A 17003-nucleotide genomic window follows, 5' to 3' on the forward strand; every position below is an offset into this window, starting at 1 on the left:
TCTTCCTCTTCCTCCGTTTGGAGTGGTCACATGCGAACCCATCACGAGCACGGTGTCCGATTGCCCGAGACGGTGGCCGGCGAGCACAGCGCACTGCCGACGCTGATCGACCTGTGCCGCACTCGTGCGGCAGCAGAGCCCGACCGGAAGAGCTTTGTGTTCCTGGGCGACGGTGTCGAGGAAACAGAATCACTGACCCTTGCCGAACTCGACCGCCGGGCACGAGCGGTCGCCGTGACGCTACGACAGCGGGTTCCTGCCGCGCGCGCACGCGCGCTGCTCAGCTACCCGCCGGGACTGGATTTCCACGTCGCCTTCCTGGGCTGCATCTATGCGGGTCTGATCCCGGTGCCGGTGGCCCCCCTCGACGGGACGCGGAGCAATGCCAAATGGACTCGGGTGGAGTCGATCGCCGCGAGTTCCGAGCCCTCGCTGTTCCTGTCGACCGGCCCGATGCTTGCCGCCGCGGAGCACGTCCTCACCGAAACCGACGGGCTCGCCCCACTCAACCGGGTGGCGACCGACGAGGTGCACCTGGACCTGGCTCAGGAGTGGAGCCCACCGGTGGCCGAGGCTGAGATGGTCGCCTATCTGCAGTACTCATCGGGATCGACCGGTGTGCCCAAAGGCGTCGCGATCACTCACGGCAATGTGCTGCACAACCTGTCGTTGATATACGACAACACGCGTCGGTCTGCCGACGACGCCGGGCTGCCCCGCCCGTCGTCCGTGTCGTGGCTGCCGCCCCACCACAACATGGGCCTCATCTGCAATGTCCTCGACCCCCTCTTCACCGGCCGGGACGTCACCCTGCTGCCGACGATGACCTTCGTACAGCGTCCGCTCACGTGGCTGCGGGCCATCTCCCGGCTCGGACGTGCGGACAGCTGCGCGCCGAACTTCGCCTACGACCTGTGCGTCCGCCGGGTGACGGACGCACAGCGCCGGGAACTCGACCTCAGCCGCTGGGAGATGGCCATGGTCGGAGGTGAGCCCGTCCGCTCCGACACGCTCGACCGCTTCAGCGCGGCATTCGCGGAGGCCGGGTTCCGGCGCGAGGCGCTGTCCCCCGCGTACGGCCTCGCCGAGGCGACCGTGATGGTCACGGCCGTGCCGATCGGCCGGGCCCCGGAAGTCCTGCGGCTGGACTCCGAGTCGCTCGCCGTCGGAAAGGTGCGCCCAGCCGCGTCGGCACAGGACAGCCGGGAGTTGGTCGGCTGCGGTCCGATCCATCCGCTGAGCACGGCCATAGCCGTAGACCTGGAGACAGGCAAGCCCTGCGGAGAGGACGAAGTGGGTGAGATCTTCGTATCCGGCCCGAGCGTCGCGACGGGCTATCTGAACGCTCCCAAGGAGACCGCCGAGACCTTCATGGGGTCCCTTCCCGACCAGCCGGGGGAGCGGTTCCTCCGTACTGGTGACCTCGGATTTGTGCAGAACGGGGAGCTGTTCATCACCGGCCGGGCCAAGGATGTCATCATCATCGCCGGTGCCAACCACTACCCGCAGGACATCGAGGCCACCGTCGAGGCCAGCCACCCGGCAGTCCGCGAGTTCGGTTCCTGCGCCGTGTCGGTCGATGACGGAACACACGAACGGCTCATCGTCCTCGCCGAGACGACGGCGGCCGGAGGCGAGACCGGTGATCAAGTGACCGCCCAGGAGATCAAGCGGGAGATCAGGCGCGCTGTCCATGCGGGACACCGCATCCAGGTACACGACGTCGTCCTTCTCAAGCCGGGGACGCTGCCGCTCACGACGACCGGCAAGCTGCAACGGCGCGACAGCCGGGACCGGTACCTCGGGGGTTCCTTCGAGGCGGCCCTCATCGAATGACGGTGCGCCTGCTGCGGATCCGGTGCCCTGGCGGTGCCCTGCCGACCAGGGCACCGCGCGGGTTCGCCGACGCCGGATCCCGCCTGGCCGCGCGGCTTCCGACGTCCCGCGCATCCGATGGGAACGCAGGGCCGACGGTCACAGAGCGTTCCTCGAACTTGCCTGCTGCCTGATCACCTACCGGCGGTTGGAGTCCCTGTGCGGCCACCGGATGACGGCACTCGTCACGTCCGTGGGTCGTAGTTCGGATTCGCCTGATAGGTGCCGGTGAGATTCCCGCACTCATCAACCTCCCATGCCCCGATGATGGCCGTAGGGGGCACCGCCCCATGGCAGGGGTCACTCACCATGTCGCTGTCTATTTCGTACACCCAACCACCAGGGTGTCGGCGAGCCTCCGCCACCAGCTCGGGCGGCGGCGTCCGTGACGACTGAGCCTCAGCTGTCGCCCGTCTGAAGAGCCATGCCATGCCTGCTTCCCCTCGCCTCTGCGCCTGGAAGCCATGGTGCCGCACAAGCCGGCAGATGAATCCACTGCCCCCGACGACGAACTGCCCCCGACGATGGGCGACCGAGGCAATCCACGTCAATTTGTCGGGCGTTGTTGTGCGCGACCCGGACCGGCGAGGCGTTCGGCCAGGAACTCGCGCTCGGCGTCGTTCCCGGTCGACTCCAGCGCCTGGGGGGTAGGCGACCGAGGCCTCCTCCGAGCGGCCCAGGCGATGCAGCAGGTCCGCCTTGAACGCCGGTAGGTACTGGTATCTCGCGAGCCGGCCGTCCTTCTCCAGCTCCGTGACCTCCTCGAGCGCCGGTGCCGGCCCGGAGACCATCGACACCGCTACCGGGTTCATTCGCAGTGCACCGGGCTTCAGCCTGGTGGTGAAGCGAATCTGAGAACTGCTCTGACCTCGGCTGTGGGCACGGATCCGCAGGGTTGACCTCAGCCGTGTCAGAGCGGCCGGTTCTGCTGCTCGATGTACTGCTTCACGATGCTGAGTGGCGCGCCGCCGACGGATCCGGCGATGTAGGAGCCGGACCACAGGCGCTGTGCACGCCAGGAGTGGCGGACGAGGTCGGGGAACTCCTGGCGGAGGCGGCGTGAGGAGACGCCGTTGAGGGAGTTCACCGGCCTGGGCACGGCGACCTTCGGCGGGAAGTTCACGAGCAGGTGGACGTGGTTGGCCTCGCCGTTGAACTCCACGAGCTCGGCTTCGAAGTCCTCGCACACGGCCCGCATGAGCTCCTCGCACCGCGTCAGGTGCTTCCGGAGAAGACGGAGTGCCGGTACTTCGTCACGAAAACCAAGTGGACGTGCATGCGGAAGACACAGTGACGGCCTGTACGAATGTTCTCATCGATACCCGTAAACCAACTGCGTATCGTGATCCGTGTGCAGCTTCGGTACAGCTTCCGCTTGTACCCGACGGCTGGTCAGCGCGCGGCGTTGGCAAGGGCGTTCGGGTGTGCGCGGGTGGTCTACAACGACGCTCTGCGGGCGCGGGAGGGGGCCCGCAGGGAAGGCATGCCGTTCCCGAAGACCGGCGACCTGTCGAAGACGTTGATCACCGAGGCCAAGCAGACGCCGGAGCGTGCCTGGCTCGGCGAGGTGTCGGCGGTCGTGCTCCAGCAGTCCCTGCGCGACCTGGACACCGCGTACAAGAACTTCTTCGACGCACTGAAGGGCAAGCGCCCGCGCATGGGCGCGCCCCGGTACAAGTCGCGGAAGGACACCCGGCAGGCGGTGCGGTTCACCGCGAACGCCCGCTGGTCGATCACGCCGGGGCACAAGCTGCGGCTGCCGAAGATCGGCGACCTGAAGGTGAAGTGGTCGCGTGTCCTGCCCTCGAGACCGTCCACGGTGAGCGTGGTGCAGGACAGTGCGGGCCGGTACTTCGCGAGCTTCGTCGTCGACACCGACGGCAGCGAGATCCTGCCCGAGACCACGGTCGCGATCGGCATCGATCTGGGGCTGACGCACTTCGCGATCCTCTCCGACGGCCGGAAGATCGACAGCCCACGCTTCCTGCGCCGCGCCGAGAAACGCCTGAAGAAGACCCAGCGCGACCTGTCCCGCAAGACCAAGGGCTCCAGCAACCGCGGTAAGGCCAGGCTGAAGGTCGCCCGCGCTCACGCGCGGGTGGCCGACGCGCGCCGCGAGTTCCACCACCAGCTCTCCACGAAGCTGATCCGCGAGAACCAAGCGGTCGCCGTGGAGGACCTGGCGGTCAAGGGACTCGCCCGCACCCGCCTGGCCAAGTCCGTCCACGACGCCGGATGGTCCGCGTTCGTGACCATGCTGGAGTACAAGGCCGCCCGGTACGGACGCACCTTTGTGAGGATCGGCCGGTTCGAGCCGACCTCCCAGGTGTGCTCCGTGTGCGGCGTGAAGGACGGTCCCAAGCCCCTGCACGTGCGTACCTGGACGTGCGGAGCGTGCGGGGCCGTCCTGGACCGGGACGTGAACGCGGCGGTCAACGTCGCCCAGGCCGCCGGACTGGCGGCAACAGCCTGTGGAGCGCAGGTAAGACGGGCACCCGTGCCCGCACAGCGCAGCGAAGCAGGAACCCACCCGAAGCAACCCGCACGAGTCGTGTGGGAGCAGGCGGGAATCCCCGGCCTTTAGGCCGGGGAGGATGTCAAGGTGCGGTTCAACGCCACCACAGGTGAGGGCCACACCGACAGCAACTCGTCGGCAGGCGGCCTCGAGTCAGCGGGCGAGCAGGTGTGAGCTGGAGTGTTTGGCATCATGCGCGCATGGACTTCGATCTCGCTCCGCCCATCGGTGTCGGCTACGACGCTCCCGCCGAGGCCGAGGAGTGACTTCGGCTGAACCCGGGGCCAGCACTCGCGTGATGCGACGACCTTCGTTCCCTTGCCGGCAAGGGAACGAACTTCTGGTTCCGCGGCTGCATGTGTAGGCCGAGAGGACATCCGACTGGGCCACCGACGGACCCGCACGCGGTGCGCCACCGCTTCGCGAGAAGCTGGTCAGTTCCATGGGACGGCAAAAGGCAAAGGCAAGGAGAGCTCTCTCCTTGCCACTCTCAACTTATAGCGCGCTGGGGGGCTTGCCGCAAGGCCCGGGTCTCGGTGCAGAATCGTCGGCCGAGGCCACAACCTGCGGAAACGGGGGCACGACTTGCGGGTGTTGTCGATGTATGGGGGACGCGGTGACGTCGAACCAGTGGTGAGACCGGCAGTGCGGGTGCTCGGCGCGGAGGTGCGGGGGTGCGCGCCGCCCCATTGGGCGGAGCGCCCAGCCGACTCGTCAGAGGGAAGGCAATCGGGGATGAGTACACGCTCGACAAGAGGTTCGACAGAGTGGGAGGTGCCGGTGAATCGATCGGCCACCGCGGTGCGACGGAGTACGGCTGCCTCGGAGGTAACGCGATGATCAATCAGTACGTGCTGGACCTTCAGCAGATCGACGCGTCTCAGGTCGCGGTCGTCGGCGGCAAGGCCGCGCACCTGGGCGGGCTGTCGCGGATCGAAGGCGTCGCCGTGCCGGGTGGCTTTTGCGTGACGACGGACGCCTTCCGGCGGATCATGGCGGAAGCGCCGTCGATCGACGATCGGCTCGACCAGTTGTCGCGCCTGAACCCGGACGACCGGGAGGCGATCCGCACGCTCAGCGCGCAGATTCGTCGGACCATCGAAGGGATTGTCATCCCGGGCGATCTCGCGGCGGCGATCACCCGCGCGCTCGCCCGGCTCGGCGAGCAAGCCGCCTGCGCCGTCCGGTCCAGCGCGACGGCGGAGGACCTGCCGACGGCCTCCTTCGCCGGCCAGCAGGACACGTACCTGAACGTCGTGGGGCCGACGGCGATCCTCCAGCACGTCAGCCGGTGCTGGGCCTCCTTGTTCACCGAGCGGGCCGTGACCTACCGCCAGCGGAACGGGATCGACCACCGTACGGTCCACATGGCCGTGGTCGTCCAGCTGATGGTCCTGCCTCAGGCCTCCGGCATTCTGTTCACGGCCGACCCCGTCACGGGCAACCGGAAGGTCGCCACCGTGGACGCCGGCTTCGGCCTCGGCGAGGCGCTGGTCTCCGGTCTGGTGAACCCGGACGTCTTCAAGGTGCGAGACGGCGAAGTCGTCGACAGGACGATCGCAGCCAAGCAGCGAGCCATTCAGGCCCTGCCGACCGGCGGTACGCAGGAAGTGGCGGTCGGCGCGCGGCAGCAGAAGCAACCGGCGCTGACGGATGCGCAGGTCGTGCGGCTCGTGCAGCTCGGGCGGCGGATCGAAGCGCACTTCGGCCGCCCGCAGGACATCGAATGGTGCCTGGTCGACGATGGCTTCCAGATCGTTCAGAGCCGGCCGATCACGACGCTGTTCCCCATCCCCGAGGCGGTCGATCAGGAGAATCACGTCTACGTCTCCGTGGGGCATCAGCAGATGATGACCGACCCCATGAAGCCCCTGGGGTTCTCCATGTGGCAGCTGACGGCCATGGTGCCGATGCACGAGGCCGGCGGGAGGCTGTTCGTCGATGTCACCCGGCGCCTGGCCTCGCCCGCGAGCCGCGCCGGCCTCCTGGACGTCATCGGAAGAGGCGATCCGCTGGTCAGGGACGCCCTGGAGACCGTCCTCGACCGCGACGATTTCGTTCCGCCGCTCTCGGACGCGCGTCCCGGCGGGCCGCCGGCCAGCGGCGCGCCCGCCCCGATCGAGACCGATCCGGCCATCGTCGAAGAGCTGATCGAGCGCAGCCGGACGTCCGTCACCGCCCTGGAGCGAGACATCCGGACGAAGACCGGACCAGCCCTGTTCGACTTCCTGCTGGAGGCCTTCGACGAGCACAAGCGAGTCCTCAGTGATCCGTTGAGCATGCAGGCGATCATGGCGGGGATGGAGGCCACGTGGTGGCTCAACGACAACCTGCAGGAATGGCTGGGCGAGAAGAACGCCGCTGACACGCTCACGCTGTCCGCCCCCGACAACGTCACGTCCGAGATGGGACTGGCGCTGCTCGACGTCGCGGACGTGATCCGTCCGCAGCCGGACGTGGTGGCCTTCCTGGCGGGCGTCGAGGACGAGGGCTTCCTGGACGAACTGGCGAAGCTTCCGGGCGGGTCCGAAGCGCGCGACGCCATCGAGGCCTACCTCGACCGTTACGGCATGCGCTGCGTCGGCGAGATCGACATCACGCGGCCACGGTGGCGTGAGCGCCCCACCACGCTCGTGCCCGTGATCCTCGACAACGTCAGGAACTTCGAGCCGGGCGCCGCCGGGCGTCGCTTCGAGCAAGGGCGGCGGAAGGCGCAGAAGAAGGAGCAGGAGGTGCTGTCCCGCTTGCGGGCCCTGCCGGACGGGGACCGGAAGGCCGACGAGACCAAGCGGATGATCGACCGGGTCCGCACCTTCATCGGATACCGGGAGTACCCGAAGTACGGCATCGTCAGCCGCTACTTCGTCTACAAGCGGGCCCTGATGGAGGAGGCCGGGCGCCTTGTGAAGGCAGGCGTGCTTTCGGAGCAGGAGGACGCCTTCTACCTCACGTTCCAGGAGCTCCACGATGTCGTGCGCTCGCACCAGGTGGATGACCTGCTCGTCCAGCAGCGCAAGGAAGCGTTCCGGTCGTACCACGCGCTCACACTGCCCCGGGTCCTCACATCGGATGGTGAGGCCGTCACCGGGTCGTACCGGCGCGACGACGTGCCGGCCGGTGCCCTGATCGGCCTACCGGTGTCCGCCGGGACCATCGAGGGACGGGCCCGCGTCATCCTCGACATGGCGGAAGCCGATCTCGAAGCGGGCGACATCCTGGTCACGACCTTCACGGACCCCAGTTGGTCGCCGCTGTTCGTCGCGATCGCGGGCCTGGTGACGGAGGTGGGCGGCCTGATGACCCATGGCGCGGTGATCGCCCGTGAGTACGGCTTGCCGGCCGTCGTGGGAGTGGAGCGGGCGACCCGGCTGATCGGGGACGGGCAGCGGATCCGTGTGCACGGAACCGACGGGTACGTCGAGATCCTGGCGTGAACGACCGCACCGAGACGCCCCATCCGCAGCTGCCGGCGAACCAAGCGCCGAGCAGTTGACGGCCACCCCACGACCGCAGCGCGCGACACGCGCACGCGGCCATGACCCGTAGCCGTTCCTCACCTGGGAATCACCTGGGGAAGCGCCTGGGAAGTGCCTCTTCCGCCACCACGTACGGGACGCTCAGAACGTCCTGTCGTACCGGCTCCGAGGCACTTTCCACCTTCTTGGTGTGTCCTCAGGGCTCCGCGTCAGGATCGGGCGAGAACGCAGAACTCATGTCCCTCCGGGTCGGCCAGACATGTCCACGGGACGTCGCCCTGGCCGACGTCGAGGTCGGTGGCGCCGAGACCTCGAAGGCGGGCCACCTCCGCCGCCTTGTCGTCACCGGGGTCCGGCACCAGGTCGAGATGGACGCGGTCCGGCACGGTCTTCACGCCGGTGCGGCGGAACTCCAGATACGGGCCGACACCCTTGGCGGAGCGCCACACCGCATGATCGTCGGTCACCTCGTGCAGGGTCCAGTCCATCGCGGCGTCCCAGAACCCGGCCATGGCCCTCGGATTCGCGCAGTCGACCACCACTCGCGCGATCGGACCCGTGTCCCGGTAGATCTCCCGAGGCTCCAGCACGCAGAACTCGTTGCCCTCCGGGTCGGCGAGGACCGTCCACGGCACATCGCCCTGGCCCACGTGGGCGGGCGTCGCACCGAGAGCCTGGAGGCGCTCGACCAACTCCGCCTGATGGGCCCGAGAGGTGGTGGCGAGATCGAGGTGCACACGGTTCTTCGTCGTCGTCTTGGGTTCCGGGACGGCAATGACGTCGACGCAGACGCCGACGGGGTCCAGCCAATCGAAGCCCACGGGTTTGGCCGCGGTCGCGCCGGGTTCCGAGCTGGAAACCTGCCAGCCGAGTGCCTCCGCCCAGAACCGGCCGACCGCCGAGTCGTCAAGTGCCTTGATGTTCACCAGGACGGGTCGCAGCGTCATGTCGGCGATCCTATGCACGGCCGGGTCCGGAGACTCACGGACGATGCCCGTTGTTGGGCAGGATCGCTCGCAGCGAGCGCAGCGCGGTGCGTCCGTACGGGGTGAGGAGCATGAGACCGGACAAGACAGCGGTGCAGGCCAGGGCGAACAACAGGCTCCGCACCGAGTGGAGCTCGAGTACGTCGAGGATGCTGAAGGCCGTCCCCAGAGGTAGTCCCAGAATGGTGAGGATCCCCAGAGCGGCTCCGATCTGCCGACTCTCCTGCGTCTGGACAAGCCGGTTCAGTTCACTGATCTCCGTGACGGCCTGCTCGTAACGTGTGGTCATCCTGTGCTGCTGCTGGAAGGTCTGGAGAATGCTGTTGGTCCGGCTGTCGGACGATATCTCCTGCTTCCAGTGGGTGCCGCGGAACACGGCCAGATCGCTTTCGAGCGACCCGAGTTGTACGGCAAGATTTCGGGAACTCAAGGCGTCCGAAACCTTGCGGGCCATCCTTTCCAGCCGGTCGTTCTGCAGGATCCCGAACAGAAGTGTGTCCAGATAGAGGCCTCTTACGTAGAGCTCGCATACGGCGTGGAACGAGTTCCCGGTTCGCAGGCCGACAAATGCGGCCCCTTGATTGAGGATCAGGTTCCTCCAGGACGCGGAATGGTTCATCGCGTGCGCCATGAGCTGCTGGTGACTCTCGGGATGCGGCGGGTAGTCCACCAGCGCCGTCCGAGAGGCGAGGGTGAACAGCCACTGGTCCGGGGGATCCCAGGGAACGCCGGCCTCCGACGGATACACGTGCGGGAGCGCCGCGTGCTGTGGTGTGACGAGGGCGAGTGTGTAGGGAGCCTCCCACGTCTTCAGGTGGACGAACGGGTAGGAGGCGCGCCCCGGCCAGGTGATGCTGACAGAGGGTCCGAACAGGTCGGTTCCGGGCAGCTCCCACGACGGAGCCTTGGGGCGCCCGGCGAAATACCGGACGACATCGAGAACCTCGGTGTCATTGATCCGCAGATGCAGGATCACGTGCGCGCTTCGCTCATCGCCCCCGGTGTCGGCGAGCTGTAGTTCCACCGCGAGCAACGGCGCGTCGGACGCGCTCCGCGGCACGAGGCGATGCCAGCGGCGTGGCGCCTCCGATGTGCCGTAGAGCAACCTGGAGACTGCGGGCAGGAAGTGAGAGCTCCTCATTTGAAGATGCGCGCACAGACCGTCGTGATGAACGGGCAGGGGGCCGGGTAGCCATTCGTCCGACGGGACCGCGGTGGTGAGCCTCGCGGGGAGAACGACGACGAGGACGTTTCCCACACAGTCCGTGCTCACGTGACCCCCTGGAATGTCGACTACGTGGTCGCACTGATCGTCGAGGCCCGCACGACGACGCCCCGCCGGTCACCCTCCGGCATGTGCCCGCTGTCGTGGTGTTCGACCGCCCATCACATCGTGCGGTGAGGTGTCCTCTACCCGCTTGCGACAGGAATGCATCGCTCGTCACCGGTGAAGAGTGGCGTCGAACTCCGGGCGGAGCGCCGGCGAGGTATCACCGCCAGAGTTCAGAGCCCGGTGACCTTGGCGTTCGCCGTCAGTTCGTAGACCAGGGTGACCGTGCGGCGGCCGCCGGGTGGGAGGGTGACGTTCCAGCGGGCGATGCCGTCGGCGTCGAGGGTGTCGGGGGCGGGGGAGCAGTCCTCTTCGCGCAGGCGTGTCTGCACCGCCGAGATCTCGGAGACCGGGATCCGTTCGCGGAGGACGATCACACGTTCGCCGTGTTCCTCGGGGGTGGAGAACCGGGACAGGTGGAGGCGGACGGTGCGGGTGAGCACGGTGCGTTGAGTGATCGCGGAGGTGTCCCGGGTCTCGTCGGTGTGCCGGACGACCCGGTGGTCGTCGCGGCTGCCGTAGGCGAGTTCTACGGGGGCGCCGGGGGCGGTGAAGTCCAGGGTTCCGCGGCCGCTGAACTGGCTGCCGAGGATGAGGTCGACGGGTCCGGCGAGCAGGGCGTGGCCGGACAGGTTGTCGAAGCGCACCACCCGGGTCACCAGCGGGGACAGCTCGGGTGAGCAGGCGTACTCGCTGCTCGCGGTCGTGGTGAAGGCGGAGAGTGGCACGCGGTGGGCGCGTCCGTCCGCGGGCACCGTGACCGATGTGGGCGAGTGCAGCACCCGTACCTCGCCGCCGTCGTCCACTCCCGGCAGGCCGAGCACGGAGGCCGGACCCAGGTCGGCGATCTCCTCCTCGCGCAGCTCGACGTCGACGGTCTTCCGTTCCAGGGAGGAGCGGTCCTGGAGCGTGAGCCGGTCCTCGCTCAGCCGGGGTGGCTCGGTGGCCAGTGCCGAGCGCGCCGTCGACAGCGTCAACCGTACGTCCGACCAGTCCTCGCCGGTGCGCTGCCAGACCGTCGCCTCGGTCTCCAGCGTGAGGCGTTCACCGTCGAGGACGGCGCGGTAGGCGGGCCGCCACAACGCGCACGCGGTGAGGTGGCTCAGGCGCAGCCCGGCGGGCCCGGCGGCCGCGGCCTCCACGGTCAGTTCGATGTGGCCGGTCAGCTCCGCCGGCTCCTCCTCGGCCAGGGTCAAGGCCGTTTGGGCCGTGGCGAGTTCGGTGCCGAGGGCATCCAGGTGGGCTGCCACGGCGCGTAGTTGCTCGCCGTAGGAGCCGCGCTCATCGTCCACACGGTCCAGTTCCCTGGTCCAGCGGAGCCCGTCGATCTCTCCCGAGCCGGCGCCTTCGCCGATGTCCCGCAGCAGATCGGCGGCGAGACGGCCGAGGGTGTCGAGGCGGGCCTGGAGCCGGTCGTGCTTCCGCCTCAGGGCGACCAGGTCCTCTTCGAGAGTGTGCACGCGGTGGCGCAGGGCGGAGTCGTGGTCGCCGGGCCGGGGGCCGCGCGGCGTCCAGTCGCGGACGATCCGCACGTCGAGGACGGTCGCCGGGTGCTCGGCCGTCACCTCGGCGTGCAGCGTACGGTCGACGGCCAGCGAGCTGACGGGCCCCAGACGCAGCCGTTGGACTCCGGCCTCGAGGTCGAGCACGGCGGTGCGCTCGACGTGGGCGCGGTCCTCCAGGCAGGTGACGGCGGTGACGGGGAGGGGGATCGGCTCCGGTGCCGTGGACATGGGGTGCGTCAGCTCCTGCGGTTGCCGCCGGCCAGGGCCTTGGCGGACGGGATACGGATCTCGTAGCCGCCGTCGAGGGCGGTGGTGGCGCCGGCGGGCAGGTCTACGCGCCAGATGCGTGTCCCAGCGGCATGGTGTTCCCCTTCCGCGTCGTCCGGGGGCGTGGTCCAGTCGGCCCGCTCCTCGATCCGGACGTCCGTGTCGGAGGCGACCGGCACCCGCTCGAGGACCTCGACGGTGGCCGGTCCGGCGAGCCGGCTGGCCAGTTCCACGTGGACGCGGTGGTCGAGCACGGTGGTGGTGTTGCGCAGCCCCGAGGTCGACTCGTGCAGGTTCGTACGACGGGTGACCCGGATGCCCTCGGCCGGGCCGAGCCCCACCCGGCAGACACCGCCCGGGGCGAGCGTGGGCAGTGCTGCGGTCAGCAGGAAGTCGTCGTCGGCGGTGACCTCCACCGGTCCGGCCAGCAGTGCCTGGTCGGTGGAGTTGGCGAGCGCCAGCGTCGCGTACACGGTCTGCTCCACGGACGGCACGCAGAGGTACTCGGTGCGCAGTCCGACCGGGATCTCGCCGACGGTGACGGTGTGCCAGGTGCCGTCCGAGGGTACGTCCGCGCGGGCGAGGGCATCGAAGCGGTGGTCGAAGGAACCGGCCGACTCGCGGGGGCGCACGGCGTGTCCGGGCAGCGGCAACGACGCCACCGCCTCGGCGCGGCGGCGGTACTCGGCCGCCATCGGGTCGAAGGCGGAGTCGGGGAACAACCGGCCCCGGCGCCCGTCCTGCTCGTCGGGGCCGCCCAGGACGAGGGCGGAGTAGTCGAGTTCAGCGCCGCTCGGCTGCGGCGGACCGGACGCCGGCGCCGCGGCTCGCTGCGGCGCTTCGGGCCAGGCGGGGGCCGCGGGTGCTGGGGGAGGCGGAGGCGCGGCCTGGCCGGGGGCCGCGGGTGCCATGCCGGCGAGGGCCGGGCGGGAACGGCCGCCGGCACGCGGCGTGCTGCCGGGTCGGGACGGGACCGGCTGCGCGAAGTCGCCCAGGTCGGTGTCGAACACCTCCGGGTACGCGCTGCCGGGCGCAGGTGGCGGTGCGCCGTAACCCTGAGGTGCCGGCGACGCCGCGGTGAGCGGCCGGCCGTAGCCCTGCGGCATTGACTGTGACGGCGGAACGGGAGCGTACGCGAAGCCGCCGGCCGCGACCACGGTGCCGCCCTCGACAGTGGGCGACGTGCTGGTCGTGGCAGGCCGAAGGCCCGCTCCGTCGTAGCCGTCGAAGAGGTCGGCCAGGCCTGTGGGCGGCTCGCGCCAGCCGGAGGGCGTGGGGGAGGGCTGACGGCGTCCGATCCGCAGGGAGCGCAGCCTGGGCAGGTCGGTGCGGCGCCGCAGGTCGGCGGTGGCCAGGGCGATATGTACGCCGGTCCAGTCCTCGCCCGTGCGCTGGGCGATGGAGGCGCGTAGCACCAGACGGCCGGTGCTGTCGCCCTGACGGTGGGTGAGACGGTAGGCCGGCACCCAGACCGCACCCGGCACCGTGTACTCCAGCTCCACTTCCGCGTCACCGGTGCCGTCGAAGGTCACGACCGCCGAGACCGTGGTCTCCACATGCGCGGGCGGCGCGTCGGTGGAGGCGCGGGCGAGCCGGTCGGCGGCGACGCGGAGCGCGTGCTCGACCTGGGCCTGCGCCTCCTCCAGTTCGGCGAGACGGGTGTGCAGCCTGGTCAGCCGCTCGTCGACGAACTCGGCGAGGTCGAGCCACGCGTCGACCGGGGTGCGACGGTGCGGGTCGTCGCGTCTGCGGACCGGCGGGACCGGGTGCAGAGACCTGACCTCCTCGATCAGAATCAGCTGCCGGTCGCGGCGCTCCCGTGCCGCCGCGCACTCCTCACGCAGCCGCTCCACCTCGCGTTGCAACGCGTCGGGCACGGTGGCGCCGAGCGGCTCGGCCTCGACCTCCACCCGTGCCTCGACGACGCGTACTCCGGCGGCTTCCGTGATGCGAGCCCGCAAGGACCCCGGGTCGAGTGAGCGGGGCAGTCCCGTCACCCGGACGCGCCCGCCCGGCGGCACGCTGCCCCGCGCCAGGCGGCGGCAGATCGCGCCCTGCGCGTACACCACGACCGAATCGAGGGCCGACGCCCACCTGTGTGCTGTCTCAGCCGCCATGTGCTCCGTCCCCCGCCGTGTCCGTGCTGAGCGAAGCCTACGTCCAGGCGGCGCCGCGCTGTTGGCCGCGAGCCGCAGCACGGCCGTCAGGAGCGTCTCCACCGTGGCGGCGGCAGAGACCAACCCGTCGGCGGTCACGCCCTCCGGCGCCCTCGGCATCCCCGCCCAGTACGTGGGCGCGAGCCAGGACGGCATCGCCGGTGTCGCCGACAACCAGCAGAAGATGTACGACGCGAAGTCTGGTCCGGGGATCATCGATACCGTCACCGTGCGGTTCGACGCCACCACCGGTGAGGGGCACACAGAGAGCAACGCGTCGTACAGCGTCACGATTCGAGGCCCGCCCGCCCTCTCACGGCGGGACGGGTGCGGTCATGGCCGACATCACCTCACATGTCGAGGACGACATCGGAGTCGGGACGGGCACAGCAGATCAGTGCCTGTCCCGTGGCGGGATCCTCGAGCGGGGGCGAGGTGTAAGCGATCTCGCCGGACAGGAGCGGTGTGATGCAGGTGTGGCACACCCCGGTGCGGCAGCTCCATCGGACGGGAACGTCGCATGCCTCGGCCAGTTCGAGCAGGCTGTTTCGCGTGGCGGGGAACGGCGTGGAGATGCCGCTGCGGGCGAAGGTCACCACCGGCCCGGTCCCGGGCGGGCCGGGCGGCTGATGCGGCTGCGGACCGCTCCGCCCTGTCACACCGGGGGTGATGGGGGGCAGCGCGCCGAACAGCTCGGAATGGACGGCAGCCGGCTCGACCCCCGCCGTGATGAGTGCGTCCTTGATGTCGGTCATGAAGGAGGCCGGCCCGCAGACGTAGGCGGTCGCGTTCGCCGGGATACCGAGAGCGAGCAAGCTGTCCTTGGTGAGGCGCCCTGGCCTGGCGTTGTCGCGGCTGTACTCGCCGGGCGCGGCGGCGCTGTAGAACACATGCTCGCAGGAGTGCGGCAGCGCGGTGAGAAGCGCCCGCGCTTCTGCGGCCAGAGGGTGTTCCCGCGGGCCCCGGGCACCGTGGATCCACCAGACCTCGCGGCCGTCGGGCGAGGCCGCAAGCTCGTGCAGCATGGCCAGCACCGGAGTCAGGCCGATGCCGGCGGAGATGAGGAGAACCGGTTCGGTGCCCTCCTGGAGGACGAAGTCGCCTCGGGGCGCCGCCGCATCGAGCATCGCGCCCGGCCGCAGCTTCGTCGTGAGATACGCGCTGACGGCGCCGTGCGGTTCATGTTTGACGCTGATCCGATATCGGCCGCTGTCGGGCGCCGAGGACAGCGAGTAGCTGCGCACCGGGGCAGGTTGTCCGGCTCCTGGCACGCGCAGTGTCAGGTACTGGCCCGCGCGGGCGGGAGGGAGCCGGGACCCGTCCGGGGCGACGAGGTGGATGGAGAAGACGGTTGTGCTCTCGGGAATCACTTCAGCCACGCGCAGCGCCCTGAAGCCGTCCCAAGCCGATGCCCCGCCACCTGCGGCGGCAGCTCCCGAACCCTCCGCGGGCTCGAGCAGTTCGTGGAACGAGCCCTGCCATCCGGGACTCAGAGCAGGGATGCTCACCGCCAGACGCAGCTTCTCGGGGTCCCGGTCGGGGAGGTAGAGCAGTGCGTCGGTGTCGGCCACGCTCAGCGTGCCAGGCCCGGCCCCGGTCTTGATGATCTCGTCGCCGGCCTGGATGTGCCCTTCCCGCAGGACCCGCATGTAGAAGCCGGGACGGTGGTGGCTGACCAGCAGGGCAGGCAGCTCGGGTTCACCGAAGCGCAGACCCACGCGGTAACAGGTGACCCGCGGCTGCGTCACCTCGAACTCGGCCTCGCCGATGCGGTACCGGTCACCGATGCACACCTCGTCGTCCGAAAGGCCGTCGACGGTGAGGTTCTCCCCGAACTGACCGTGCTCGAGGTCGTCGCGTCCGAAGTGACGCTTCCAGTGCCGGTACGACTCGATCTGGTAGACCAGCACGGCCCGCTGCTCGCCGCCGTGGCCGGCCGTGTCGCCCTGCCCGTCGCCGTCGATGTTGAGTCGTCGCACCATCACCGGTCCGTGCACCGGGTACTTCCACACACCGGTGAAGACGGTCCGGCCCTGCCACGGCACGTTCTTCGGCATACCGACGTTCACCGAAAGCAATGACGGCATCGGGTCCTACCTCCCGCGGTGGCTTTTCTACGGATGCGTCGGCACACCGTGGAGTCCACGCTCCCGGCGCGGGCGTGCCGATGGTCGGCGCCGAGCAGTTCATCTGACCTGGCTGCTCGGCTGTTTCACCGCGGTGAGCGTCGCGTAGGCCACGACGTTGCCCTGGTATCCGGTGTCGTTGACGCGGCCGCCACAGGTGATCACTCGTAGTTCGGGCAGGTCGGAGCTGCCGTAGACCTGTCCGGTGGGGAATGTGTCCTTGTCGTAGGCCTCCACGGCGTCGACGGTGAAGACCGCCGTCCGGCCGTCCGTCCGGCTGATCTCGATCGTGGCGCCTTTGGTGAGGGCGCCGAGTTCGTAGAAGACGCCGGGGCTGCCGGTGCGCGTGTCCACATGCCCCGTCGTCAGCGCTGTGCCGGACGAACCTGGCGCCGGGCCTCCGCCGTACCAGCCGGCAAGGCCGGGCCTGTCCGCGGGCGGGGGCTGAAGCGCCCCCGCCCTGTCGAGGTCCAGCCGTGCCATGGGGGCATTCACATCGATGGCGGGGATGCGAATCCGGACGGGCTGCGCGGGGGGCAGCGGCTGGACGGCGCGGCGTGCCGCTGAAGCGGTGGGGCCGCCTGCTGCGCTGGAGAAGGCCTGGTCGGCCGTCGGCTGAGGCGGCTGTCCGTGAAGGAACCCGCTGATCAACAACAGGCAGCCTGTCGCGAAGGCCAGGACCAGATACGCGACCGGGGGGACGAATACGCGTGGGCGCGCGCTGGCCTTGTGCCGGGGTTCCGTCACGTTGAGCCTCTTGCCTGCAG

Annotated in this window: 10 protein-coding genes and 2 pseudogenes; 5 read left to right on the top strand and 7 right to left on the bottom strand. The window is 69.5% G+C overall.

Translation table 11 applies throughout. From position 1 onward, the window contains the following. Positions 1 to 30 precede the first annotated feature (30 nt). Together OG788_RS44360 and OG788_RS44365 are read left to right on the top strand one after the other, a co-directional pair. Positions 31 to 1836 (top strand): fatty acyl-AMP ligase, encoded by a 1806-nt coding sequence (locus OG788_RS44360; RefSeq protein WP_406376541.1) that lies wholly within the window; start codon positions 31 to 33, stop codon positions 1834 to 1836. Positions 1837 to 1917: 81 nt separating this feature from the next. Next, positions 1918 to 2035: pseudogene (locus OG788_RS44365) on the top strand (IS5/IS1182 family transposase); the annotation flags it as partial. Positions 2036 to 2785: 750 nt separating this feature from the next. Here OG788_RS44365 and tnpA read toward each other — a convergent pair. Further along, positions 2786 to 3153: pseudogene (gene tnpA / locus OG788_RS44370) on the bottom strand (IS200/IS605 family transposase). Positions 3154 to 3226: 73 nt separating this feature from the next. Here tnpA and OG788_RS44375 point away from each other — a divergent pair. Both OG788_RS44375 and rph read left to right on the top strand, forming a co-directional pair. After that, on the top strand, positions 3227 to 4459 hold the full coding sequence (locus tag OG788_RS44375) for an RNA-guided endonuclease InsQ/TnpB family protein (protein WP_406376542.1): 1233 nt from the start codon (positions 3227 to 3229) through the stop codon (positions 4457 to 4459). Positions 4460 to 5226: 767 nt separating this feature from the next. Then, the gene (rph, locus tag OG788_RS44380; protein WP_406376543.1) at positions 5227 to 7824 is read left to right on the top strand and encodes a rifamycin-inactivating phosphotransferase; all 2598 of its coding nucleotides are present in this window, start codon (positions 5227 to 5229) and stop codon (positions 7822 to 7824) included. A gap of 251 nt (positions 7825 to 8075) precedes the next feature. Here rph and OG788_RS44385 read toward each other — a convergent pair whose 3' ends face one another. Both OG788_RS44385 and OG788_RS44390 read right to left on the bottom strand, forming a co-directional pair. After that, positions 8076 to 8813, bottom strand: coding sequence for a VOC family protein (locus tag OG788_RS44385; protein ID WP_406376544.1), 738 nt, complete (start codon positions 8811 to 8813; stop codon positions 8076 to 8078). Between the two features lie 34 nt (positions 8814 to 8847). Then, on the bottom strand, positions 8848 to 9912 hold the full coding sequence (locus OG788_RS44390; protein WP_406376545.1) for a hypothetical protein: 1065 nt from the start codon (positions 9910 to 9912) through the stop codon (positions 8848 to 8850). Between the two features lie 213 nt (positions 9913 to 10125). On the opposite strand from OG788_RS44390, the gene OG788_RS44395 reads away from it, so the two are divergent. Continuing rightward, positions 10126 to 10254, top strand: coding sequence for a hypothetical protein (locus OG788_RS44395; protein WP_406376546.1), 129 nt, complete (start codon positions 10126 to 10128; stop codon positions 10252 to 10254). A 101-nt stretch (positions 10255 to 10355) separates the two neighbouring features. Here OG788_RS44395 and OG788_RS44400 read toward each other — a convergent pair whose 3' ends face one another. The 4 genes from OG788_RS44400 to OG788_RS44415 all read right to left on the bottom strand — a co-directional run bounded on the left by OG788_RS44400 (position 10356) and on the right by OG788_RS44415 (position 16920). Further along, positions 10356 to 11915: a mucoidy inhibitor MuiA family protein gene (locus OG788_RS44400; protein ID WP_406376547.1), complete on the bottom strand. Its 1560-nt coding sequence runs from the start codon at positions 11913 to 11915 to the stop codon at positions 10356 to 10358. 8 nt (positions 11916 to 11923) lie between these two features. Further along, the gene (locus tag OG788_RS44405) at positions 11924 to 14071 is read right to left on the bottom strand and encodes a DUF4139 domain-containing protein (RefSeq protein ID WP_406377009.1); all 2148 of its coding nucleotides are present in this window, start codon (positions 14069 to 14071) and stop codon (positions 11924 to 11926) included. 389 nt (positions 14072 to 14460) lie between these two features. Then, the gene (locus tag OG788_RS44410; RefSeq protein ID WP_406376548.1) at positions 14461 to 16197 is read right to left on the bottom strand and encodes an MOSC domain-containing protein; all 1737 of its coding nucleotides are present in this window, start codon (positions 16195 to 16197) and stop codon (positions 14461 to 14463) included. A 99-nt stretch (positions 16198 to 16296) separates the two neighbouring features. Next, entirely contained in the window at positions 16297 to 16920 is a 624-nt protein-coding gene (locus OG788_RS44415) for a class F sortase (RefSeq protein WP_406377010.1), read from the bottom strand. Positions 16921 to 17003: the final 83 nt, after the last annotated feature.

This window comes from Streptomyces sp. NBC_00647 (assembly GCF_045207245.1).
Taxonomy (GTDB): domain Bacteria; phylum Actinomycetota; class Actinomycetes; order Streptomycetales; family Streptomycetaceae; genus Streptomyces.

Bases quoted from the DNA above. Each gene is read 5' to 3' on its own strand.
- OG788_RS44360 (WP_406376541.1), top strand. From the start codon at position 31: ATGCGAACCCATCACGAGCACGGTGTCCGATTGCCCGAGACGGTGGCC.
- rph (WP_406376543.1), top strand. From the start codon at position 5,227: ATGATCAATCAGTACGTGCTGGACCTTCAGCAGATCGACGCGTCTCAG.
- OG788_RS44385 (WP_406376544.1), bottom strand. From the start codon at position 8,813: ATGACGCTGCGACCCGTCCTGGTGAACATCAAGGCACTTGACGACTCG.
- OG788_RS44400 (WP_406376547.1), bottom strand. From the start codon at position 11,915: ATGTCCACGGCACCGGAGCCGATCCCCCTCCCCGTCACCGCCGTCACC.
- OG788_RS44405 (WP_406377009.1), bottom strand. From the start codon at position 14,071: ATGGCGGCTGAGACAGCACACAGGTGGGCGTCGGCCCTCGATTCGGTC.
- OG788_RS44410 (WP_406376548.1), bottom strand. From the start codon at position 16,197: ATGCCGTCATTGCTTTCGGTGAACGTCGGTATGCCGAAGAACGTGCCG.